This is a genomic window from Catalinimonas alkaloidigena, assembly GCF_029504655.1.
Lineage (GTDB): Bacteria > Bacteroidota > Bacteroidia > Cytophagales > Cyclobacteriaceae > Catalinimonas > Catalinimonas alkaloidigena.
Genome location: NZ_JAQFIL010000001.1, coordinates 4,783,172 through 4,807,419, shown reverse-complemented (window position 1 = coordinate 4,807,419; position 24,248 = coordinate 4,783,172). Strand labels below are relative to the sequence as shown.

General features: G+C 42.5%; 21 protein-coding genes. 17 read left to right on the top strand and 4 right to left on the bottom strand.

All coding sequences use genetic code 11. The features are described 5' to 3' along the window. Positions 1–124: 124 nt before the first annotated feature. Complete coding sequence (locus tag OKW21_RS19605) at positions 125–1,231, bottom strand: ISAs1 family transposase (protein WP_277482395.1); 1,107 nt, start codon at positions 1,229–1,231, stop codon at positions 125–127. Positions 1,232–1,414: 183 nt separating this feature from the next. On the opposite strand from OKW21_RS19605, the gene OKW21_RS19600 reads away from it, so the two are divergent. From OKW21_RS19600 to OKW21_RS19520, 17 genes are all read left to right on the top strand, one after another. Next, a complete protein-coding gene (locus tag OKW21_RS19600) occupies positions 1,415–2,794 on the top strand; it encodes an alpha-L-fucosidase (protein WP_277482392.1) in 1,380 nt (459 codons plus the stop codon). 8 nt (positions 2,795–2,802) lie between these two features. Then, on the top strand, positions 2,803–3,552 hold the full coding sequence (locus tag OKW21_RS19595) for a sialate O-acetylesterase (RefSeq protein WP_277482390.1): 750 nt from the start codon (positions 2,803–2,805) through the stop codon (positions 3,550–3,552). A gap of 163 nt (positions 3,553–3,715) precedes the next feature. Beyond that, positions 3,716–5,992: a glycosyl hydrolase family 95 catalytic domain-containing protein gene (locus OKW21_RS19590; protein ID WP_277482387.1), complete on the top strand. Its 2,277-nt coding sequence runs from the start codon at positions 3,716–3,718 to the stop codon at positions 5,990–5,992. Positions 5,993–6,252: 260 nt separating this feature from the next. Next, a complete protein-coding gene (locus OKW21_RS19585) occupies positions 6,253–6,615 on the top strand; it encodes a helix-turn-helix transcriptional regulator (RefSeq protein WP_277482386.1) in 363 nt (120 codons plus the stop codon). A 32-nt stretch (positions 6,616–6,647) separates the two neighbouring features. After that, entirely contained in the window at positions 6,648–9,119 is a 2,472-nt protein-coding gene (locus OKW21_RS19580; protein ID WP_277482383.1) for an ATP-dependent Clp protease ATP-binding subunit, read from the top strand. A 123-nt stretch (positions 9,120–9,242) separates the two neighbouring features. Beyond that, complete coding sequence (locus OKW21_RS19575) at positions 9,243–9,653, top strand: hypothetical protein (protein ID WP_277482376.1); 411 nt, start codon at positions 9,243–9,245, stop codon at positions 9,651–9,653. A gap of 35 nt (positions 9,654–9,688) precedes the next feature. Then, positions 9,689–10,135: a hypothetical protein gene (locus OKW21_RS19570; RefSeq protein ID WP_277482374.1), complete on the top strand. Its 447-nt coding sequence runs from the start codon at positions 9,689–9,691 to the stop codon at positions 10,133–10,135. 11 nt (positions 10,136–10,146) lie between these two features. Continuing rightward, positions 10,147–11,535 (top strand): type VI secretion system contractile sheath protein TssC, encoded by a 1,389-nt coding sequence (locus OKW21_RS19565; RefSeq protein ID WP_277482372.1) that lies wholly within the window; start codon positions 10,147–10,149, stop codon positions 11,533–11,535. 144 nt (positions 11,536–11,679) lie between these two features. After that, entirely contained in the window at positions 11,680–12,093 is a 414-nt protein-coding gene (gene tssD / locus OKW21_RS19560; RefSeq protein WP_277482369.1) for a type VI secretion system tube protein TssD, read from the top strand. Between the two features lie 275 nt (positions 12,094–12,368). Beyond that, complete coding sequence (locus tag OKW21_RS19555; RefSeq protein WP_277482367.1) at positions 12,369–14,231, top strand: type VI secretion system Vgr family protein; 1,863 nt, start codon at positions 12,369–12,371, stop codon at positions 14,229–14,231. Positions 14,232–14,237: 6 nt separating this feature from the next. Further along, positions 14,238–14,732 (top strand): hypothetical protein, encoded by a 495-nt coding sequence (locus OKW21_RS19550; protein WP_277482365.1) that lies wholly within the window; start codon positions 14,238–14,240, stop codon positions 14,730–14,732. 5 nt (positions 14,733–14,737) lie between these two features. Then, a complete protein-coding gene (locus OKW21_RS19545; RefSeq protein ID WP_277482363.1) occupies positions 14,738–15,175 on the top strand; it encodes a GPW/gp25 family protein in 438 nt (145 codons plus the stop codon). 23 nt (positions 15,176–15,198) lie between these two features. After that, entirely contained in the window at positions 15,199–17,058 is a 1,860-nt protein-coding gene (locus tag OKW21_RS19540; protein ID WP_277482361.1) for a hypothetical protein, read from the top strand. After that, positions 17,036–18,013, top strand: a complete 978-nt coding sequence (locus OKW21_RS19535; protein WP_277482359.1) for a type VI secretion system baseplate subunit TssG — start codon at positions 17,036–17,038, stop codon at positions 18,011–18,013. Before OKW21_RS19540 ends, OKW21_RS19535 begins: the two co-directional genes overlap by 23 nt. Before the next feature lie 14 nt (positions 18,014–18,027). Beyond that, a complete protein-coding gene (locus OKW21_RS19530; protein ID WP_277482357.1) occupies positions 18,028–19,191 on the top strand; it encodes a hypothetical protein in 1,164 nt (387 codons plus the stop codon). After that, positions 19,188–19,490, top strand: a complete 303-nt coding sequence (locus OKW21_RS19525) for a PAAR domain-containing protein (protein ID WP_277482355.1) — start codon at positions 19,188–19,190, stop codon at positions 19,488–19,490. Before OKW21_RS19530 ends, OKW21_RS19525 begins: the two co-directional genes overlap by 4 nt. A 27-nt stretch (positions 19,491–19,517) precedes the next feature. Next, on the top strand, positions 19,518–20,375 hold the full coding sequence (locus OKW21_RS19520; RefSeq protein ID WP_277482353.1) for a hypothetical protein: 858 nt from the start codon (positions 19,518–19,520) through the stop codon (positions 20,373–20,375). Between the two features lie 59 nt (positions 20,376–20,434). Here the strand turns inward: OKW21_RS19520 and OKW21_RS19515 are convergent, their stop codons facing one another. The 3 genes from OKW21_RS19515 to OKW21_RS19505 are packed head-to-tail and all read right to left on the bottom strand — an operon-like array spanning position 20,435 to position 24,233. Then, complete coding sequence (locus OKW21_RS19515) at positions 20,435–21,769, bottom strand: FHA domain-containing serine/threonine-protein kinase (protein ID WP_277482350.1); 1,335 nt, start codon at positions 21,767–21,769, stop codon at positions 20,435–20,437. Further along, positions 21,766–22,752: an FHA domain-containing protein gene (locus OKW21_RS19510; protein WP_277482348.1), complete on the bottom strand. Its 987-nt coding sequence runs from the start codon at positions 22,750–22,752 to the stop codon at positions 21,766–21,768. Before OKW21_RS19510 ends, OKW21_RS19515 begins: the two co-directional genes overlap by 4 nt. A 5-nt stretch (positions 22,753–22,757) precedes the next feature. Then, positions 22,758–24,233 carry a Stp1/IreP family PP2C-type Ser/Thr phosphatase gene (locus OKW21_RS19505; RefSeq protein WP_277482346.1) on the bottom strand — a complete coding sequence of 492 codons (1,476 nt, stop codon included), beginning with the start codon at positions 24,231–24,233 and terminating at the stop codon, positions 22,758–22,760. Positions 24,234–24,248: the final 15 nt, after the last annotated feature.

The following is a 24,248-nucleotide window of genomic DNA, read 5'->3' as shown; positions in this document are numbered from 1 at the left end:
GGAAAAGTCTCCGAGCAATATGGATGACTTGCTCAACAAATAATGCTATTGTTTGCCACAGCTTTTGCATAATAAATCTGTTTGTCATTTCTTTTCTTTCCATTATTTGACAGGTTAAACGCATTTAATTTTGATTTAATCTCTGGAGGATTCGAATTAGGTAATGGTCATCCCACCCTGCTATTTTCCTTCTGTTCTTAATACTTTCTTTATCTTTGATCTGATGAAGAAGTTGCAAGGCTAGCTTACGGGCGGTAGTCAAATTTTCGGCCGCATTCCCCGATTTAGTTCTGCTACTGTCCTCTCGGAAGATAACATCTAACTTCCAATGAAGCTGGTTTTCGATACTCCAGTGATTTCTGACTAACTGGTTAAACTCTTTAGTAGAGGCTTTCAGGCTACTCAAATAGAAACGTTTCTCTAAGGTCGTTTTGCCATTTTTTTCTCTGTGGGCTTCTATCATTACGATTGACTTTAGGTGCTTCCATGCTGACAAGTCATCAAGTAATTTAAGGTTAGATTCAACATAGCAGTTTCTGCGCTCTATCCTGCCACTGCCAAAATCTACCCACTCATCCACTGGCAAATATATCTTTCTTCTATCCATCCAATCTGTGATCTGCTCATAAATATGCTTATGATCTTTTTTGATGGCTATCAAATAATCTCCACCCTTTTCAACAATCAGGTCGGCATTCTTTACTTGACAGCCTGCCGCATCGCTACTCACTAAACAGCCTTCCAGAGCTAAGGACTTCAACAGTTCGGGAATAGCCGTTTTTTCATTACTTTTAGTATCTACCTTCTCTTGTCCTAGAACCAGATGCTGTTCAGCCACCCAAGCACTAATAATACAGATGCCACTTTTCTTGAACCCTGCCTTGGCCGTACCTCGGAGCACTTTACCATCCACATTTATTTGGGTGATATGACTGTAAATAAACCCCAACAATTCTTTAGACCAACTATACAAACATTCACCAAAGGCATTTTTGTCCATGTATTTGAACACCCGATTAAAAGTGTCATGAGATGGAATACCATTGGGTAAATCTAAAAACCCCTTTAAGAATGACTCCTTACGTTTCCCATAAGCCTCAATCTCTTCAAAATCGTCAGCCCCGCTTACAATAGCACATAAGGCTATCACTAAAATATCCACCAATTGGTGCTTCTTACGCCGATTTATCCTGAAATCAGGCACACTATCAAAAAACTTTTGCCAATTCATCCGGCAAAGCTACGCTTTACATGTTATTCTTGTACTTTTAATGCGTTTAACCTGATTATTTGATACTTTTTCACCTGGACATTAGGCATATTTGAGTATGACCTTTATTTCCCATAAAACTTTCTAACCAATGGTTCATTGTTTCTTATCAGCCATACAAACTTGACCACATGCACTTTTTTTATGAATAAAATGCTGTTGTACCTAATACTTCTCCTCATTCACCATACAGCTCTGGGGCAGGAAGCTTCAAAAGTACCACTGCCCAGCCCTGCTCAGTTAGCATGGCAAGATGCCGAGCTGGTGGCGGTATTTCACTACGATCTTCATGTGTTTGACGGCAAAATCTATAATCAGTCACAGAATAGAATCAATCCCATCGCTGATCATAACATCTTCAAGCCTGAAGCATTAGACACTGATCAGTGGATACGAGCGGTCAAAGATATGGGGGCTAAGATCGCCATCCTGACCGCGACCCATGAGACAGGCTTCGCGCTGTACCAAAGCGATGTGAATCCCTACAGCCTCAAAGCGGTAAATTGGAAAGGAGGAAAGGGAGATATCGTCAGAGACTTTGTCAGCTCTTGCCGGAAATACGGCATCAAACCCGGTATCTATATCGGGATACGCTGGAATGCTTTTTATGGCATTCACGACTTCAAAGTTCAGGGTGAAGGAGAATTCTCCAAAAACCGGCAGGAGCATTACAACCGAATCTGTGAAGGCATGGTAGAAGAGCTTTGCTCCCGCTATGGAGATTTGGCCATTGTCTGGTTTGATGGTGGTGCCCACGGTCCTGAACAGGGTGGTCCCGATGTGCTATCCATCTTTGAGAAGTATCAACCTAACGGTTTGTTTTATCACAATTTGCAACGAGCTGATATACGCTGGGGGGGCAGCGAGACAGGCACGGTACCCTATCCCTGCTGGGGTACCTACAACGCCCCTTCATGGTTTGCCAGGCGGGGCGACGATATTGGGTTTAAGCCGCTGAAGTACGGCTTTCCCGATGGGCAGTACTATATGCCTGCCATGAGCGATGCGCCACTTCGTGGTTACGATGGTGGCCATGAGTGGTTTTGGGAACCTGACGATGAAAAGCATATCTATCCGTTGGAAAACCTCATGGAAATGTATTACAAGTCAGTGGGAAGAAATTCTACCTTAATCTTGGGGCTAACACCTGATCCCCGGGGCCTACTTCCTGAGGCTGACGTGAAACGATTGCAGGAGTGGGGCGAAGAAATTGACAGAAGGTTCTCTCAACCGATTGCCCGAACCTCGGGTAAAGGAAAGCAGCTTATTCTGTCATTAGAACAGCCTCAGTCCATCAATCATCTGATCATAGAAGAGGATATCGCCCAGGGCGAAAGAGTACGAAAGTTTGTGGTAGAAGGTAAAGATGATGACAAATGGCTTACCCTATATGAAGGCAGCAGCATCGGCCACAAGCATATTGCCAGGTTTGCTACCCAAAAAGTTTCAGAAGTAAAGTTAAGCGTAGAAGAAGCAGTGATGGAGCCGGTCATTCAAAACTTAGCTGTCACTTATATTGAGTAATCTTGTTTATGAAAGCAATCACCTTAAGCTATCTCCCATTCTTTTGGACTTTGTTGCTGTTCTCTGGCTATAACTTGTTTTCTCAGCAAAACCCAGTTGGTGTCTACTTAATTGGCGGACAATTTAACGCTACCGGACAGGGATATTTAGTCAATTTGCCACCGAATGTTGCTATCGACACTAGTGTAATGATTTTCCACTCCCATTTGCTGAAAGGAAAAGCCCCCTATACCTGGCAGCCTTTGTACCAGGCTTCTGAAACACCTGATAAATTTGGTGTAGAGCTTTCTTTGGGAACCAGACTTCAAGAACACTACCATGAACAAAAGGTTGCCTTGATTAAACATGCTTATTCAGGCCCCAATCTTTATGAAGACTGGTATCTGGGGGAAAATAAAGAGGATACTGCACACTCCGGAAAGCAGTTCAGGTATTTTGTTGATACGGTGGAAGAGGGCTTGGCACAGCTACGCCATCAGGGGTTCTCTCCTGAAGTTAAGGGCATGTTTTGGCAGCAGGGTGAGGGAGATGCTCGAGATATAGCGGGTTTGGTTCATTCAGAAAACTATGGGCAAAACTTAAACCACTTTATCAAAAGAGTGCGGCAACAGTTTGGCGTTAGAAAGATGTTATTTGTTTATGGGCATGTCATTCCGGTCCACCGAGACAGATTGGGAGGTAGGCCTTCAGTAGCTGTCAGATCAGGGCAATTTAAACTTATTGAGTTTTATGAAGAAAAGGCACGTAGAATTGTATAAACTGGTAAATGATATAGGCGAACTCAATGATCTTTCCTCTTCAAACCCCGCAAAGACCCAGGAGTTAAGAAATCTGCTGCACTACTGGAGAACTAGTATAAATGCCCGAATGCCTAATTCAAACCCAGCTTATAAGGAATAAATTGAAATTTATTTAAAAGATATGAAATACACGGGTAAAGTACTGTTTCTCATGGTCATGATGGTGTTACCATTTCACTTATTAAGCGCGAAGAAATGGCAATTACCTCATCCACCTCATGAAGAGCATAATCTTAAGTTTGACTCCCTCGCTCAGCGATGGGATGAAGGCATGCCTATGGGTAATGGCATGCTAGGTGCGCTGGTCTGGAAAAAAGAAAACAGGCTGAGAATGTCACTGGACAGAGTAGACCTGTGGGATGACCGCCCTATGCCGGGCATAGACAAATTAAAGTTTAGCTGGGTCATTAAGAAAGTGAAGCGTAACCAATATGATTCTGTACAACAGCTGGGCGATGTTCCCTACGAACAGAACGCCGCGCCTACCAAAATTCCAGGCGCTGCTTTAGAGTTTGACTTGGCTAAGTTAGGAAAGGTGATATCCAACGAATTGAATCTGCAAAATGGCTTAAACTCTATTGAGTTTGAAAACAAAGGAAGTTTACATACCTATGTCCATGCGACACAAAATTACGGAGTTTTTATCCTGGAGAATCTACCGGAAAACATATTGCCTCAATTGATAATACCCGACTATGCCTCATTAGCAGAGGCAGGCCCCGCTAATTCAGTAGATGGACAGAGCTTACAGAGGTTAGGCTATCCGAAAGGAACGCTGACCGAAAATGATAATGTCATTCACTATCATCAACCTACCTACGAAGATAGTTTTTACGAAGTGTTGGTAAAATGGCAGAAGGTTTCCGGTAACAAACTGGTCGGCCTCTGGACAATCTCAAATAATAAAAAAGCCCGACTCCCCCTTATAGATGGAAATCTGGATCAAGCTATTTGGCCATCTCATGTAAATTGGTGGACATCCTACTGGAATCAGTCCATGCTTGACTTGCCCGACGCATTGCTGGAGAAGCAGTACTACCGGGAGATGTACAAATTTGGCAGCGTAGCTCGGAGCGATACCCCACCTATTTCGCTGCAAGCGGTGTGGACCGCAGACAACGGCAAGCTTCCTCCCTGGAAAGGTGACTTTCACCATGATCTCAATACACAACTAAGCTACTGGCCAGCCTATACCGGTAACCATTTAAAACTAGCTTCGGGATATACGAATTGGTTATGGAACAAGCGAGACACTTTTAAAAAGTATACTGAAGATTACTTTGGTGTAGAAGGTTTAAATGCTCCGGGAGTCACCACGCTGGATGGCGACCCGATGGGAGGCTGGATTCAGTATGCGCTTGGCCCTACCGTTGCCGCTTGGTTAGGTCATCACTTCTACCTTGAATGGCGCTACAGTATGGATCAGGAATTTCTGAGAAGCCGGGCATACCCCTGGATCGCTGATGTTGCGATTTATTTACACAATATCTCGGTAGTGGATGAAAATGGGTACCGCTCTCTTCCGATCAGTGCCTCTCCGGAAATTTATAATAACTCAGTGCAGGCATGGTTTAAAGAGACCACAAATTTTGATCTGGCACTGATACGCTGGACCTTTGAAAAGGCTGCTGAATTAGCATTGGTGCTCAATAAGGAAGAGGAGGCTCAACTTTGGGTGGAGTATTTGTCCCAATGGCCAGCTCTGGCAGTTGATTCTGAACTTGGTTTACTGCTGGCTCCTGAACACCCTCTTGCCGAATCACACCGTCACCATTCTTATATGGTTGGCTTTCATCCATTGGGTCTTCTGGATTATTCACAAGGAAAGACGCAACAAGAAATTATTGATAATACCCTAGCCACACTGGACTCCCTAGGGACAAAGCAATGGGTAGGTTATTCATTCAGTTGGCTGGCTAATATGAAAGCTCGTGCTTTTGACGGGGAAAGCGCGGCGGAAGCTTTGCAAATCTTTGCTTCAGCCTTCTGTTTGCCTAATAGCTTCCATGTCAATGGCGATCAATCAGGAAAAGGATATACCAGTGCTACTTATCGTCCTTTTACTTTGGAAGGAAATTTTGCTTTTGCTGCTGGTCTTCAGGAGATGCTCATGCAGAGCCATGCGGATGCTATACGTATTTTCCCTGCAATACCTGATCACTGGGGCCAGGTAAGTTTCAGTGGGTTGAGAGCTCAGGGAGCCTTTGTGGTCTCGGCTGAGATGAAAAACAATAAAGTCAGTCATGTAGAGATATCATCTGAAAAAGGTGGTATCCTCCGTATTGTCAATCCTTTTGGATCAGATTCTTACAGCTCAGGTGCTGCTTATGAGCTTAAGAACAATACAATTATCATACAAACTACCAGAAATCAAACTATCATGCTAGAAGCTCAATAACATACGCTATTTGTATCCTTTAGTAAATTTTTATATAAAAAATTACAGATAAAGTGTGTGGTTTTTAATAAAATACCCACTAGTGGGTATTGACTTTTTGTCAAAAAGAGCAGTATGCTAAAAACAACAGAAACACAATTTTTTTTCTTTGCATGTTCATAATTTATTTGTAATATTAGTTATTGTATACAATTCAAGTTAATAAGTAACAGCATTCTCTCTACCCAAAGCTTATTAAATTGTTTTAAATCTTACACCTCATGATAACTACTGAAGAAAAGGCATGGAAGGTAACGGTAGAGAAGAACACGCAGTACAGGAAAGCAGTTATAAAAATAGAGCAGCCACTGGAAGAGCTCCCCAAAAGCATTAAAATATTGAAGATGCTTACCCGGGATAATCAGTTTCTTAAGTGCAATAAGAAGAAATTTGACTCGCTGAGTGAAAGAGAAAAAGAAGTGTTTTTTTTGTTAGCAATGGGTTATAGCAGTGAAAAAATTGGCGAAGAACTCTTTATTTCCAAATATACAGCCCAGACCCACAGGAAAAACCTGAAGGAAAAACTTAAAATCAAGACCTTTAAAGATATTATGACCTATGCCAGGGTTTTTGGCTTTATTTGATTGCTTAGCCTTACGTAAAATATCACTTCCCCATGACAACAACCTTAAACTTATCTGACCAAACCAAGCATGCTATTCAAATTGCCCAATCGCTTGCTAAGGAGTATCAAAATGCGCAATTTACTCCCGGTCACCTGCTGCTTGCATTATTACATAAAGATGTGGGGCTGCGTGACCTTTTGAATTCTATTGGTCAGGACATCCCCTACTTACAGGAATGGGCAGAGGTTCGTATTGAAAACCTGTCCAAAAATACGCAGATACCCGAAGAGCCACTGGGAGATACTAAAGTAACAGCTAGTATTGAAGAGGCCGACCTGATACGCTTAAAATTAAACGAAGAAGAGATTACCCCCTTCACTCTCCTTTCCGCCCTATGCAAGCCTAATGTAGCATTTTCAAAAGACCAGCTCAAAACTTTTCCCCTTAAGCAGGATGATCTTCTGGCAACAGTCATACAGGAAGACGCTATTCAGCAGGCAGTAGGTAGCGCATCCAATGGTACCAGTGGAAAAAAATCTGCAAAATCCCAGGCACTCTATAAGTATTGCGTAGATAAAACCTCCCTGGCTAAAGAAGATAAAATTGATCCCATCATAGGGCGCGACCGTGAGACACGTATGATGATAGAGATCCTTGGACGACGAACCAAGCCGAATGTGCTCATAATAGGCGAGCCCGGTGTGGGTAAAACTGCGCTGGTTGATGGTTTTGCCCTGAGTATCATTCAGGAAAAAGTGCCCATGCATTTGGGGGCGGCACTTGTCTTTGAACTTGACCTGGGTTCGTTGGTAGCCGGCGCTTCCTACAAGGGAGAAGTGGAAGATCGCCTTAAGAATATTATCAAGGAAGTGAAAACCTTTGACAAAGCTATCCTTTTCATAGATGAAATTCATCTGCTGCTGGATAGTAGTGGCCCGGTAGGCGCCGGAGCTGCGAATCTGCTTAAGCCCGAACTGGCCCGGGGTGAGATTACGGTCATTGGGGCTACCACCAATGATGAATACCGAAAGTTCATAGAGAAAGAAGAGGCATTTAACCGTCGCTTTGAAGTGCTCAGAGTAGAAGAACCCGATGAAGAGGCTGCAACGCGTATGATCAAAACCCTGATACCTTTGTATGAAGGGCATCACACGATTTCTGTGTCAGAAAGTACGCCATCCGAAGCGGTTGTATTGGCGAAAAGATACGTAAAAGACCGAAGGCTTCCTGATTCTGCCATAGATTTGTTAGACCGCACCATGGCAGCGATACGAATGGCAGATGAAACCTCCGAAAATGAATTGAAAACCCTTAAGGAAGAACTAAAAAGCTTCAGAGAAGATGAAGAGAAGCTGTTGTCACTACCTGATCTAAGATGGTTTCACCGGCAGCTCAACGATAAAATCAGCCCTATTCTATTAGGTCAAATTGTAGAAGAAGAAAAGACCCACGAAAAGGCATCTGCTGATGAGTTTGCGGATTACCTGGACAAAACCATAGACTTTCTGCTTACACTTACAGAAAAGAAAAGAGGCGCTGTAGAGAAAGAAGATATTGCTGCTGTAGTAGCTTACAAAACAGGTATTCCTATTGGTAAAATCCAGACACAGGAGCGAGAGAAATTGCTCAATATGGAAGAGCATTTGAAGAAGAGGGTAGTAGGGCAGGATCATGCGATTAAAGTGATTTCTGACGCTATATTAGAATCCCGTTCAGGGCTTACCAGAGCAGGGCAACCCATAGGTTCCTTCTTTTTTCTTGGACCGACCGGAACGGGGAAAACCGAACTTGCCAAGTCATTGGCAGACTTCCTGTTTAATGACGAAAATATGCTCATTCGCTTTGATATGTCAGAGTTTAAAGAAGCACATTCGGCAGCAGTGCTGTTGGGTGCGCCAGCAGGATATGTTGGCTATGAAGAAGGAGGAATTTTAGTTAATAAAATCAGAGAAAAGCCTTATTCAGTAGTGCTCTTTGACGAAATTGAAAAAGCGCATGCTTCGGTATTTGATATCTTTTTGCAGATCATGGATGAAGGAAAACTTCACGATCGCTTGGGTAAAGAAGGGGATTTCTCCAACGCAGTAGTACTTTTCACTTCTAATATCGGTAGCCGCCATATTATTGATGAAGTAGAGAAAGGAAACCTTCCTACTTCTAATGAGATGATGGATATCATGAGCGGTAGCTTCCGTCCTGAATTTCTGGCAAGGGTGACGGAAATCATTCCATTTTCACCTATATTAGAAAAGAATGTCGTCAAGATATTTGAGATCCACCTCAAAAAGCTATTAAAGCAGTTAGAAGCCCAGGGTATTACCCTGGAAATATCAGATGAAGCCAAGCAGCAGTTAGCGCTATCCGGATACACACCGGAGTATGGTGCAAGACCACTTACTGGAGTAATCAGAAACCAATTAAGAAGGCCCATTTCTCGGATGATCATCGCCGAGAAAGTAAAAAAAGGCTCAGTCATCAAACTGAGCCTGGATGATAAAAAAGAGTTGAAATGGGAATATTAACCCATTTGAGGCTACTTATTATCAGCTTTGGATACATACTAATAAGGGCAACAGGCATGCTTGTTTGAAGTGCTATTTATCCTTAATCCCTAAGATTTAAATATTGATATAAGATAAGCCACCATGCGACAAGAATTCTTATCAACCCAAAAAGATCAAGCCTATTATTATAATGCGCTCAGGATTAGGAAAGGTGAAGATGGGATAGAAATCACAGAAAGTTACAGGCATCTGATTGGCTCAATATATTTCTGTGAGAACTGTTTGTTTTGTCATACTGACAAGCGCTACTTCAATGTGGATCATTTGGCTCCGGATCATATGCTCAGAGGAAGCGGGAGACCAAGTGCCATTGCGATCAATGCGGTGATTTTGTGTACGTCATTACAGAGAGGTGATGGTGGATGTAATCAGTCTAAAGGCGCTAAACCTTTTGTGCCTACCCATCGTGGGCTGGCCTACAGCCGCAAAGCGGAGGATATGAATTATATTCCTCTGGAGGAACGCCCTTTTCCTTATGCGAAGGATTGGTAAGAGCGAATTTAATATAATTAATAAACCAATAACTCATGAACCAAGTAGAAATCGGAGGTCAGTTAGTGCCTAAGGAATCTTTTGAAGCAATCTCACAGATTTCTTCCAACAGGACCCTGCTGGTGCAAAAGCTTACCAGTAAACCTACCAAGCCAGAGCCTATTACGGGCCTTAAATCCGTTGACGATGTGTTTGATCATTTCAAGCCCAATGTAAAAGTTGAGTTTGAAAATGAGCAGGGAGCACCGGTAAAGGAAGAGCTAAACTTCAGTAACCTGGGTGACTTCAACAAAAAAGGAATTTCCGGACAGAGTGATTTCCTGAAAGAGCTGGATGCACAAAAAGAAAATTATCAAAAATTTGCAAAGCAACTCAGGTCTAACAAAATCCTTAAGTCTGCCATGACTAACCCGGATGCGAAAAAAGCTTATTTGCGAGCTCTGCAAGCAATGATACAGGAAATCGAAAACGCTGACCAATAAACAAAAAAACTATGGCTGATCAGAAAGCTCAAAAATCGCCTGCGACCGCAGCGGCGGCACCTGCCAAGACCAAGGAAGGAGCAAAAATTGATAACCCTAACCAGGTGCTGGAAGAAAGCCTGGAAGAGTTGGTAGAATACGGAGAGTTTGAACTCATTGAAGCCTCAGTAGATGGCTCTAAAGTAATGAGCCCTGAAGGTAAAGCACGTAAAAACATTTTCCTCAACGAAGCGGGCCGGAAGAAAGACCGGGAAGAACTCAAAAAGCAACTTCAGCTCTGGCATACCCTGCTCAGTGAATCTGATGATATTACTGAATTGGTGGGTAAAGCCGAAGAAAGAAGTCAATCAGCGGAAAAATTACTGAATCAGAACCTTGCCAAAGCCATGGAGGCTACCCGCGAGTTAGAGCAAAATTATCGCTCTATGGCCTTGTTCTTTAAAAATTCTGAGCAGGACAAGGTAAGGAACATTACCATATTTAACGCAGACCTTGACCGCCTGAAAGACCTTGATAATACTTTAGTCATTGATAAAATAGCAGAAGAGCTTAAAGCCCGCCATGACAGACTGGATCTCAGGGAAAATTATTCTTTACTGGTAATTCCCGGCTATCTGGGGTCAAATATGGTAGTAGAAAAATGGGCTAAAATTGCCTACCAGAATAAGGTAATGTTGGTTACTGACTTCGCACACCTGGATGATCCTGACGCGGTAATGGAAGAGTTTGATGTAGCCAACCTTACCGGCGGAGAGATTCATCGCTCCAATGTGATCATGGCTTGTAACTGGCTGGTAGGCCGTGAAAAGTATGACGAGTTGGGCGAAGAGGAAGAGTTACATGTTCCTCCCTCTGCCGCTTTAGCAGGAAAAATTTACAGCACACTCATTGCACAGCCTACTGCCGGAAAAATGCATGGTGGTATCAATGAGGTAAACGGAGTGAGGTTTCCATTGAAGAAAAGTGAAATCACTGAACTGGAAAAACGCGGCCTGGTACCTATGGTAAAAGAGTGGGATAAGATTATGGCTTTTTCTGCCAAAACCCTCTATACCGGAAACGACATAGGCTTGCAGACATACTCAGTAGTTCGTGTATTTGATTATATAGGCAAGGTGCTTATTGACTTCCTTAACCGACAGGCTTTTGTGAACTGGACTCCTAAAGTTCAAAAAGAGCTGAGTAGTGAGATTTCCGGATATCTAAAAAGTATCATGGGAAGCACCAAGATTATTCAGGACTATAAACTGATGAAGTTGGAGCAGGACCCCGAAACCAAGCGAATTAATATTGACCTACACATCACGCCCTTTTTTCCTGCCAAAAATTTCCTTTTGAAACTGGGAGGTACTAAAGGAGATACTGCGGATGAGTGGGCTGCTGAATTTGCTGAAGAATAAGATCTAGCTAACTCTATTTCCGAAAACAAGTGGCTTGGCAGGTAGCGGGTATATAATACATACTTATCTGAAACTGATGGCTGTACAGCATTTGGAAATATCAACTTAAAAAATACACAACTTCAACTTTAACTATTAATTATCATGGCTCAAAAAGTAAGATTAACATTAGACAAAATTACTGACAGGAGAGTTTTGGCTTTTAGTTACAATTTCTCACGGGGTACCGATTTTTCAGGTAAGCCTTCTGGCAACATAACCGGAGGATATGTAAGCCTCAGTATTGAAGCGTCCAAGAGTGTTTTCCTGCCCACCTGGATGACCCTGGCCAATACCCAAACCAAGGAGGCCAAGATTGAGATTATGGATGAAACTGACGATAAAAAGCCTGTAAAGACCATTAGTCTGAAAGATGTCTACATTGTAGACTACTCTCAAACCTACAGTGAAAACTCGGAAGCCACTGAAAATTTTGGTCTTTCTGCACGGGAAATCACAATTGAAGGTGATGATGGCCCTGCGGTACATGAGAACGAATGGCCTGATTTTGCTAAATAAACAAAATAGGCTGCACCGCTTGAAATACTCAGTACTAAAGTGGTGCAGTTATTCAATTTAAACAGTAGCTAACAGGATAAGGTAATGATCAGGAACTTGTTTTGATTTTCTATTGAGCTTATTAGTCTATTTCAAGCATTTATAAAAAATCAAACCAGTTTTATTTAGCTGTATAGCATGTGCGCATGATGTACTATTCAAAATGACTTATCAGTGTTAGGCAGTAAAGATGATAGATCTATTTTACTGATTGTAGATAAAACCATCACATTATTTTGGCACATCAAGTAAAGGTAAATGTCACCATTGCGGGCAAGCCCATTTCTCCAATAGCAGATCTGGACATCAGTCAGAGTTTATTTGACCATAATGTTATTCAGGTCGTCATTCCTCTTAACGCATTTAAGGACAATAACTCACAAATACTTAATCAGGCTAAGGATTATCTGAATCAGCCGCTTACCGCTGAAATTACTTCAGGAGTATTTAATAAACTCAAAAGAGATTTTAGCTTTAAAGGAATAGTGACTGACATCCGAATGACCCGCTCTCAAAGAGGAGAAAGGATGATATTTGTTACTGCCCATAGCCCTACCGTTTACCTCAGTGGCGTAGCCACAACCCGCTCTTTTCATGAAATGACTTTGGCGGATATTGTCAACCAGTTGTTAGAGGATGTGCCAGCCAATATGAGCGCTAAAGTTGATCCCAGATACACTGAAAACATAGAGTATGCTGTGCAGTATCGGGAGACAAATATGCAGTTTCTGCAAAGACTGGCAGATACCTACGGTGAGTGGCTCTATTATGATGGTGATGAGTTTATTTTTGGCGCGCAACCCTCAAGTTCTGCGATTGATTTACTGCTGGAAAAAGATCTGCAGGATATGAAGCTCTCTATGCGGGTAGTGCCGGTAAATTTTAAAGCCAAAGCTTATGATTACCTCAAGCATGAGGTTTACGAAAGCAGAGCGAGGCCCGGTGATATTTCAGATCTTGATACTTTTGGCAACGAAATACTGAATAAAATTGAGCCGGACGCCTTCTCTGGTAAATCCCTACGCATACCGTATCATGAGTTTCAATCTGCTGACGCTCTGGATGATTATGTCCGCCATGAGATGGCCACCCGCTCCCGTGATATGGTGGTGCTTAGCGGAACAACCGATCATACACAACTCAGAGTAGGTTCGGTCATCAATATTACCGGTGAAAAAGCCAATGAGGTAGACCTTGAAAAGTTCATCATCACGGCGATCAATCATAGCATAGATGAAAGCTTCAGTTATAGCAATACCATACAGGCCATTCCTGATGCGGCTTCCAGTCCTCCCGATAACCCGAGAGTACGCATTCCTTTCTGTGAAGCTCAACAGGCGACAGTCATAGAAAATGATGATCCTGAAGGCATGGGTAGGGTGAAAGTGCAGTTTAAATGGCAAGATAGCGGGTCAATGACCCCCTGGGTACGTATGATGCAGCCTTATGCCGGGCAGTCATCTGATCTGCACGGCTTCTTCTTCACGCCAGAGATAGAGGATGAAGTGATTGTAGGGTTTATCAATGACAATCCCGAATTACCTTATGTGATGGGAAGTGTCTTCCATAACAATAGCAGCAATCATCCCAAAGAGTGGCATAATTCGGATACCAACCGAAAGGTGATCAGGACACGCTCTGGGAATCAGATTCACTTTGTAGATGAGAACGATAAAGAAGAAATTATCATTACCAATGATGATATTGATAGTGCGACCAACGAGATTCGGCTAAGTATGGAAGGAGATGGAAAGATCACGATCATGACTTTGGGAGCACTGGATATACAGGCTAATTCCATCACCATGAATGCAGATGAGGATATTGACATCAAAGCAGGAGCTAATGCCAGCCTGGATGTAGGTCAGGGGCTGGAGATCAAATCCGGTACGGATACAAAAATGGAAGCGGGAACTGAGCTAAATGTCAAGTCTGGTACTGATACCAAAGTTGAGGCAGGAACCGCGGCAAGTGTGAAAGGTGGTACTGACCTAAACCTTGAGGGGGGGATAATGTCTTCACTTAAAGGAGGAGTCCAACTGGATCTGGATGGTGGCCCTATGGCCAGTTTGAAAGGTGCCCTGGTGAAAATAAATTGAACTGATATGAAAATAGTTCTTCCTGAAAACAAGCCACCTGTAATTTTTGAGTATGAAGACAAATTTCATGCTCGGATGAATCATGATTATGCGACATGGCATCCTGACCCTCACCCTGATGATGCTGACGATGATAACCCAAACTCTAAACCTAAAACTAGATATGTAGACAAAATATTGGCTAAGACCAATGCCAGACTGCCCGGTTACGAAAAGAGAAGATCAGGTCATCAGCTAGATAATAAAGCAGATAGCCTGGAAAAAAGTAAATTTAATAGCTTTGAGATACTAGAGGAAGCGGTATTAAGATCCGCGGTGTATCCGGCTATAGTAGCCAACAATAGGCTTTTGGTCACCACTTTTGATATGGGGTATGTAGTTGGCTACGATTCACAGTTGAATAGTCCCACCTCAACAGTAACTGTAGTTACTTATGAAGACGGAAAGCTAAAAACTGTTTATCCGGGAAAGCCAAGTTACCTCTACACTCATAAAGACTAAAACCTATGCGCCCCTACTATACATTTCCATTACAAACTGAGCAACTGACTCAGAAAAAAAGACATCGCTTAGCTGAGTTGAAGGAAGGGATCGCGGATTACATTCACATCATCCTCAAAACACACCTCACTGAGTACCGCTATGATTACGATTTTGGCTGCTACGTATGGAACCAGGATTTTGAGAATATCAAGAGCATCAGCAAGTGGGAAAACGCACTTGAGACACAGATCAAAGAGGCCATTGCTTGCTATGAGAAGCGGATGGATGCTATCCAAACCAAAGTGAAAGTAGAAGATCCCAAAGATTATGCTGTTGGAAGTAATCCACAAAACCGCCTGAAAAAAAGAATCCATATTACTGTATCCGGCACAATTCAGAAAACACGCGAGCTATTCCAACATCAGGAGTTTATATATTTTAGTCCACTTTCAATTCATTAATTTTAAGGAAACGCTCTCTGCATATGAATATTAGCAAATCCAACATCAAACGCCGTTTAGTAAAGTATGTAGCTGACCTTTGGGGCTATCAGCAGGCTGATATGGATGGCTTTGATCCCTTGGTAGACCTGCTGCTGGGAGCCTGCGCGGTGGAGTTTGAGCGCACCGCCAACCAGATCGTTTCTTCCCAGAGCCGGGTATTAGAAAAACTGGCGCATCTGCTCTTACCGGAAAGCCTGGTTACTCCTCTGCCGGCCCATACCATCATGCACGCCAGTGCAGTAGAGCCACTTTATACACTTCGCCCAGAAGATCAGTTTTCAATTGACAAAGAAGTGATCAACCCGGCAAAACCCACTGAAATCAGTAAGAAAGCGGTTTTTTTTTCTCCTACACTTCCGGCCAATATTTTTGATGTCAGCATACGTTATATAGGTGTGGGAAAGCGGCTTCTGCAGCAGATAGATGTCAATACGAGGGAAACGCTGAGCAGCACAAAAAAAGGAGAAAGCTTCCCCAATCAAAGCATATGGGTGGGGGTCAAGGTGAATGCTAATCTGGGAAACATTCCACAAATTAGCTTTTTCTTTGACTGGCGCAACCATCCCGAAAAACAGAAATTCCTTAACCTGCTACCCGTCACTCAATGTTCAGTAGGAGAAAACAATATGAGTACCCGCTCGGGCTACGGCCTGACTGTAGAAGACAGAATAAGCAAGCTTAGAAATGAATTGCAGGAGGAGTGGGACATCTTACCCAAAATTGAGGATAAAGTAAATCAGTTGTACGAGCAGCATTTTCTTACCATCAGTAGTAGTGACATCATGACCAAGGCACAGTTGAGGAATTACCCTGAAGCTTTTGAAGCGCTTTTTGAAGAAGAGGTATTAAAAAATTTTAAAGAACCGCTTCTCTGGATAAAGTTATCATTATCGCAACTGATTCCTCAGGATGCTGTCGAAGATATGACCATGGCCATTAACTGCTTTCCGGCCTGCAACCGGCAATTGATTGACAACCGCCGGCCTTATCGCCTTGATGAAAGTCTTAATATCATCCCCCTGAAATCTGATGATTATTTTCTAGCCATACACAAGGTAGCCTCAAACGATAATCAGCCTTTTCAGGGGCTTCCGTTCTTTGATGCCAAGCAGATGAAACCGGGAATTTTTGCGATACGCAGAGATAGGGTAGGCAAGTTTGACAGTCGCAATGCCCGTGAAATGTTGAATTATGTACTGGAGCTCATGCGGGATGAGGCCGCAGCATTTAAGGCAGCCAGCGGTTCTATTGGCTCCAAGGAAATTGTAGAGTTAGAGCAAATTTTGAACAGGATTGAAAATAACCTTGCCAACAAAACACAGGAAGGTGACACCGATCAGTACCTTATGCTTAAGCCGGATAAGGCGAAAGATATTTACGTTTCTTTTTGGAATACTACCGGGGCGCTTGCTAACAAGGTTCCAGCCGGAAGCGCATTCAAAACACGTTCCATAGACATCAAAGCCAAGAGTGTGTTTTCTATGACCACATCATTCGGAGGAAAAGACAAACCCTCTGAACAGGAAAAATTGTATACTTTCCGTAGCAACTTACTTTCCAGGGACAGGATCGTCACTCGGGAAGACATAAAAGCTGCCTGTTATGCTGAATTGGGAGAGACGATAGCCCACATAGATATCAATAAAGGATATATCAACGCGCCCTCACATCGGCAAGGGCTGCGCAGGGTGTTAAATGTTGAAATTACTCCCCATGAAAAAGAGGAATTATCAGTAGAGGAGTGGAATAAAATCTGTGAGGAGCTGTCAATGAATTTGCAGCGGCGTTCTTCCATCTTCTTACCAATTACGGTAAAAATTGTATTACAAGAATTCTCCTGAGATGAATGCCATTCCTAAAGATACCAGCGCAACACTCAAAGAACTGCCACTTAAGCTAAAGCTTGACCTGTATGTAGAGGTAGTGATTGCTGCTTTGATAGAAGAGGGTAGGGTAGACCCTGAGAAATTGTATATTAAACCTCAAGGGACATTTTCCAGAAATTACCAGCCTGACTTGGCCAAAGTGGAAGTGATTGAAGATAAAAAAATGGGGCATTCAGCCGCACACTTTAATATCAATCGTGAGGGACTCTATGATATGCTACCGGAGGGATTGTTTCATACAAATCTCAGGAAGACCAAGCATATTGATACCGAAGAATCGGTGAAAGAGCTTAAAATACATCGGGAAGAAGAAAAAAGCGCAAGAAAGTTTTTCCTGCCTCTGGAGCAGATGTTTTATCAACAAAGGATTGCCATTGAAATAGAAGAACAAAAATCTCTTGTAGGCCTTTCTGAAGCGATAGTGGATGAACTGATTGCAGATTTCTGGCAAATACCTTTTCCGTTAGATTATTACCAATCGTTATGTCTTGCTTACATGTTACCTAATGTACATAATATAGTTGGAAATATAGAACTGACAGCGCAGTGCCTGAGTATTCTTTTGCAAGTTCCGGTATCTTTAGAAAGCACATTGGGTAAATATGAAAGTTTTCATTTGGAAGACAACAGTCTGGGTGCATTTGAGCTGGGTGATAATTTTTTACTCGATGACGTTTATGTAGGTGAACTGGATGCTCTTACCATAAGAATTGGCCCTCTTCAAGAGCAGGCTCTCCCTGGGTTTTTACCTGATGGAAAAGAGCAGAAATATATTGAGTTTCTACTTGCTTACTTCATTCCTGCTGAGCTTGACTGGGAAATAAAGATTCTGGTAAATCCTGAGCAAGAATCATTTAGATTAGGGGACAATTATGGAAAAGGATTACTAAATTATACGACAGTTATTTAATAGATTATTGATATATGCATCCTAACCTAAGAAAAGCATCGGTCAACTGGATAGATGGAATGAAAGTGAATAAAGATCACTTTCATCAAACCGAAGACTGGATCATTGACCACTTCAAAGATATAGCTGCTTTAAGGTTGACTGACAACGAGTATGGATTGCTACCGGCCTCTGATGATGTTGATACTTCAGTAAATTTTCAGATAGATATTGAGCAGACACAGTTTATAAAAGTTACGCTCCTGTCCTGCAGGGCAATCACCAGGGGTGGTATCAGAATAGAGATTACTCCCTATATTAGTAAGCTGTATAGTTTGGAACGCAATCAGTTTGAAGTTAAGTTTGATCTGAACAATGCCTCTAACCAGCAGTATGCCATTGTGGTAACCGTTGACCCATACCATAGGACTCCTATAGGTGATCCTGATCCGGAAGAGCACCCGCTTAGACATCCGTTTTCCATTCCTAAATATTCGGTTGACATCATTCCTTCCAAAGAGGTTAATTCTGAAGAGTTTAGCACTTACCACCTTACGATAGGAAAATTCAGAGTGGTAGGGGGGGAAGTGCAGGTGGAAGATTACATTCCGCCCTGTACCAGTATGAGCAGTCACCCGACCTTGGTAGAATTTTACCGTGAGTTTGAGACTTTGCTCAATGATACCAGGCAGCATCTTACTCAATTTATCAAAAAAAACCGTGCGCTGGATGATAGGACAGTTAATCAGAATGTCCTGGCTTTGTCTGAAAGTATGCTGATGACCATGGCTATCTTCCAGGATGAGTTTCAACTGGAAATCCCTAACAAATCTCCTATATATTTATTCAAGTTCTTTTTAAGACACATCAGGTTAGTCTCTACAGAACTGAACTGTATGCCGGAAGATGACAGGCTTAATGTGTATAATACCTTTAACAGAAGCTTTGCTGCCGGTACCTTTGAAAATATGATCAATAACATATTGAATCTCAAATACTCGCATAGGCAAATCTATCAGGTGATAGCCAAGCTTCACCAGGAAATAAGCACATTCAATGAAATACTCTCAAAACTACCCTATAGTAGTGCTCCGGCTTATGAAAGGCCCAGAGAAGAACCTGAACCACAACCGGAGCAGGCCGCACCTAAAAAAATGGGTTCTACTGTTAAAATATTCAGAGGAGGGAGGGAATTATGAGTAAGCCTGCTGCCAGAATAGGAGATATGCATACTTGCCCAATGGTAACTCCCGGCTTACCGCCGGTTCCACATGTGGGAGGCCCTGTTGTCGGACCAGGAGTGCCTACTGTATTGATTGCCGGAATGCCCGCTGCTGTAATGGGTGATATGTGTACATGTGTAGGTCCACCCGACAGTATCATACTGGGCTCAGCCACTGTCATGATTGGAGGAAAGCCTGCCGCGCGTATGGGCGATTCTACTTCGCATGGTGGGGTTATCGTACTCGGTGCACCTACTGTGCTAATTGGAGGATAATGTTATCAGAACTCATATTTTTACTCCATGGGATATGGCTATCTAAGTAAGCAGGAAGAAGAAAATATTATCAAAAGGATCAACCAGCTACCTGAGTTCAGGTATTGTGGAATTGCTTATGTAGGCAGGGGAAATTCTTATGTAATCAGACCGAGTTTAATGCCCGAAGGCTTGGGTTCCTGGATAGTGATTAGTGAAGTCAAAGAGAGCCTGGAAAAGAAAACAGTGAAAGAGGTTGCTGCTGAGAGTAACTTTAGCTGGGGGTGGGAGGTCTTTGGCTTAACTACAAGCTGTGGTGCTGCTGTTTTAACCGGAGTTGCAGCGGCAGGTGGTATTGCAGCAACGCCTGTCACGGGAGGAGGTTCATTGGCAATCACCACGCTGGCCTGGGCCGGGGCGGCGGCTACCGCTGCACAATGCGGGCTTTCTGCAGGTAGAATTGTGAATGAGTTTATTGACCCAAGCCATAATCAGATGCTCGATGACAGTGAGTATTATCAATACGGGACCATGGCATTAGATACCATTTCAATTGTTGGAGGAGCATCTTCAATAAAAGGGACTGTTCAATTTGGGAGGAATCTAAGTAAAGCTACTGGCCGGCCTCTCATGCAGACTTTCAAGCAATCAGAAAAACTCTCCCGAGGAGCCCGGAAAAGATTACCAAGAATATTAGCGGAAGCAGATAATCCAAAGCTTACTTCCAGACAGTTTAAGCAAATGGTCAAAGATGGAGTAGCTCCAAAAATATTTAGAGTTCATGATATCACCAAAGAGGTAAGAACCAGGCTATTGGAAAGCATTAGCGCAGGACTCAGCATGATGGGAAGCGGAGCCTCAGGAATGATAAAAAAGTTTGCAGTATATATTGTGAATGAAGAATAAACAGTCCTCTCTACAGATGATGACAATGAAGTAGTTGAGAAAATTCAGCCAGCCTTGACTTATTCAAATGCTAATTTAGTATTACCTATCTTTATGATATCACTATCGGTAAGCAAGTATCCTTCCTGACCGATTTGAATATCGTTGACAAAAGTACCATTGGTTGAGGGCCTCCATTTCATCTGACCTTCAACTTTGATCCACTGACCGTCTCTAATGTACCACTTCTCATTACCTTCCTTATCAAAAAATTTTTCTAAAGTAGCATGATAACGAGAGATAAACGCGCTTTTTCCTTCATCAATTAATATGTCATTGGCCGCGAAGTTTTCGTCGTCGAGTCGCCCGATTGTAAGCTTGAATTTACTCTTGTTTTCGGCGATCTTACTGATGTAAAAATTTTGTTGCTGGCTTTTTCTGGGAGCTAAGTTGGTTAACTTTTTATGAGCTATTTGTCTTGCTTTGGAGGGAACAGGCTTACTTGAGAAATCACTGCTCTTAAGTAAATCCAGGATTTCATCAGCACCTTGAAATCTATCTTCTGCCAGTGGTTTCAGGCACTTGACGATGATATTTTTCCAAAAAGCTTTAACATCTGAGTCGATTAACCTTTTATAATCCCATTCCTCGCTGATTTTTCTCTTTTCGTATTGCAATGGGTCGTTTTGGTATTGCTCAAAAGATCCGAACGGCAGGTGCCCCTGTGTCAGTAACTCATATAGTACGGCTCCCAAAGCAAATATATCATTTGTCGGCCCCGTTTTTTTGTATGCCATGGCACCATCGGCTTGCTCAGGTGGTGAGTAGGCAGCAGTTGCAAAGATCTGTTTGACTCTTCCTCGTATATCCGTCTGGGTAAGTCTGTTGTGTAAACTTGCGGATACGCCAAAATCACTCAGGCAATAATTACCTCCTTTCAGGAGTATATTTTCCGGCTTAACATCACGGTGTACAATGTTATGCTGATGCATGCATAAAAGACCATTACAAATGTCATATACAACCTTTGAAATTTTGCGGTCATCCAGATTTTCGCCAATGATATCTCTCAGGCTGCCCCCCCCACAAAACTCCATGACTAGTAGGGGGTTACCGGCAAGCTCATGATAATTGAAGATTTTTAATACATAGGGCGAATCAATTCCTTTGCTGATCTGGTATTCCTGCAAGAATCTTTGGAGGATATCCTCTCGCTCGGCAGGAAGGACTTCCCACATACGGTAAAGTTTGACAGCAATATAAACGCCATCACGCTCCGCCAGGTATACACTACCAAATCCTCCTTTTCCTATTTCCTCTTTGATGATAATATCAGCACCATTCATCCGAATGGATTGAGGAGGTTGAAGGTTTATTCTCTCAGGAGCAGACATGAATTGAGAAATAGAGATCATTCAATCTCAAATTTGAATACTTTATTTCCTAAAATTAACTTAGTCTGATGCGGGATATGCACTTCGTTCTTGCACTGAACAAATGTAGCTTTGTTAGAGCTACGGTCAATTATCATCCACATATCTTGCTTTTTTTCAACACTCGCATGTTGTTTGCTGGAAATGCTTTGGTCATCAGGGTCAAGGTTAAAGCGGTTAAGTGTCACTTCAGGTCCGGTAAACTGCTTCGCCGTACCGTTTAACTCATCCACTAAAGTAAAAGTGCCCTGCTGACTTTCTGATATGTTAAACTGACCAAATTGCATTGTCTTATTTGGTTCTACCTGCACAGGTTTGTTCTTGGTAACATTGGATGAAAAAAGAAAAATACGGTTGCCTAATATCAGTCTGCTGCCCTCATATAAAGGATGATAATTCAAGGCCTGAACGAAGGTGGCTCCATTAGAACTGATGTCTTTAATAAACCACTTTCCCTGGCTTTCTCTAAGTTGAATGTGCCCGTTGCCAGATATACTGGGGTTGTCAGGGTCTAACTCATCACGACCAAGTGAAATCTCCTCAACTTCACCGAGCTCTGCACTTACAGACATATCGGGTGCCGCCTCATTGATCAGCGAAAATTTTCTCTTGTTGGATATCTTGCCAAAGTTAAGACTACTGAAAGTCATGGTGCGCTTTGCAGTGGTTTCCTGCTCAGTTTTTACTCCCACAAAACCACAATTAGGGCAAGGGGTGGCTACAGATACCTGATTCCTTAATGGATAAGAACATTCTGGGCATTGATATCCACTGTCAAAAGTATCATCTTGCGCTTTTTGATCCAGAAAAGGTTTTTCCGGCTTTTTTCCAACAATTGTTTTATTAGTCTGCTTTAACGGCCTTTCATTAGGCAGTCTATTCCAGGGTTCTTTGATCGGATCAATTGGAGGTTTAGGCACTTCCTTTTTTGTCTTAGAGCTTTTCTTTTTGAATGGGTTTCTCATATCACTTAATTTTGCTCCTGCACTTGAATAGTCAAAGTCTCCAGTTGTTTATTAATTTTTTTTACTACTTTAGTAATGGTATTGACCATATATTCTTGTTCGGATACTATGCTATTCGTATTAAATTTTTTATCAGCATCATAAGATACATTTACTGACTGACTTATTGAAGAAAGTTTTTCTTTAGATTGACTGGAGATAGGCAAATTTTGATTGGTTAATTTTATCTGACTTTTTATCAGATCATGTGTCGCCGAAAGAGATTCATTCACATTCTCTAGTTGAGGGTTATCATTACAAGTCTGACACCCCTCTATTAATTTTTTGGTATTATTGATTTGTTCTTCCAGTTGAATATTTAATTCATCAAGGGCACCAAGGAAGTTGTACTTAGTCGCGCTTAAATGCTCTTCTCCAGTGGTAACCCCAGGCTTATCGGCTTCTGCATTGGTAGCTTTTGCATCACCCTCCATCTCATCTGATTCTTTAGTGAGCGAGGACTGAGCAGAGTGTGATTCTGAAATTGTGGGCTGAATTCTATCTTCTGTTTTGGGTTCAGGACTAGCCTTACTTCCCTTCCAGGCTATAAGCGAGTAAACCAGAACGAGCAATAGTAAAGACAGTGCCAATACAAAAGGCCATTTACTTTTGAGAGTACTTAACACGCCTCGCTTTTGTCTCGTTGCCGTATTTAATGTGGCCTCTACTTCTACGTAGATTACAGTAATGTTATCAGAGCCTCCCGCCCGATTGGCTTCATCAATCAAAACTCCGGTAGTATCCTTGATCTTATCATTGCCCTCCAGGATTTGTTGTATTGCCGCGTCACTCAACATGCCATTAAGCCCATCACTGCAGAGCAGTATTTTTTCACCTTCCACCAATCTCTTGTTCAGGTATGATGGTTTGGGCTTAGAGTCTGTACTTCCCAATACCTGAAGAATAATGTTACTCTGCTCATGAATTCTGGCTTCTTCAGCAGAGAGCTCTCCGCTGAGTACCATTTGCCATACCAGGGAATGGTCATCAGTAAGGGGTTTCAGCGTATACTGTTGTTTTTTTTGGTAGACATAACAACGGCTATCCCCGCACCATGTCACATGCAGTTGGTCATCAATGACCCAGGCGATCACAGCGGTAGTGCCCATGCCTGTACATTCAGGGTGTTGGCTGGCATGCTGTAAAATTTGCTGATGTGCTTCCAGCAGAAGGTTTTTGAGGTATTTCTCTATGTTTCTTTGTGTGTCAGGTATCGTTTGCAGTTTGAGAAATCTATCCTCAACTACATTGCACGCTATGGCGGAGGCTACTTCCCCGGCATTGGCGCCACCCATACCATCCGCCACCATAAATACTGTTCCCCGGGCATTATTCTCCTCCTGAGAGAGATCAATGATGACAAAACTGTCTTCATTATGGTCTCTGACCTGTCCCACATCAGTGGCCCCAAAATATTTTAAACTACCTTTTTTGTGACTCACAATGGTAAAATTTAA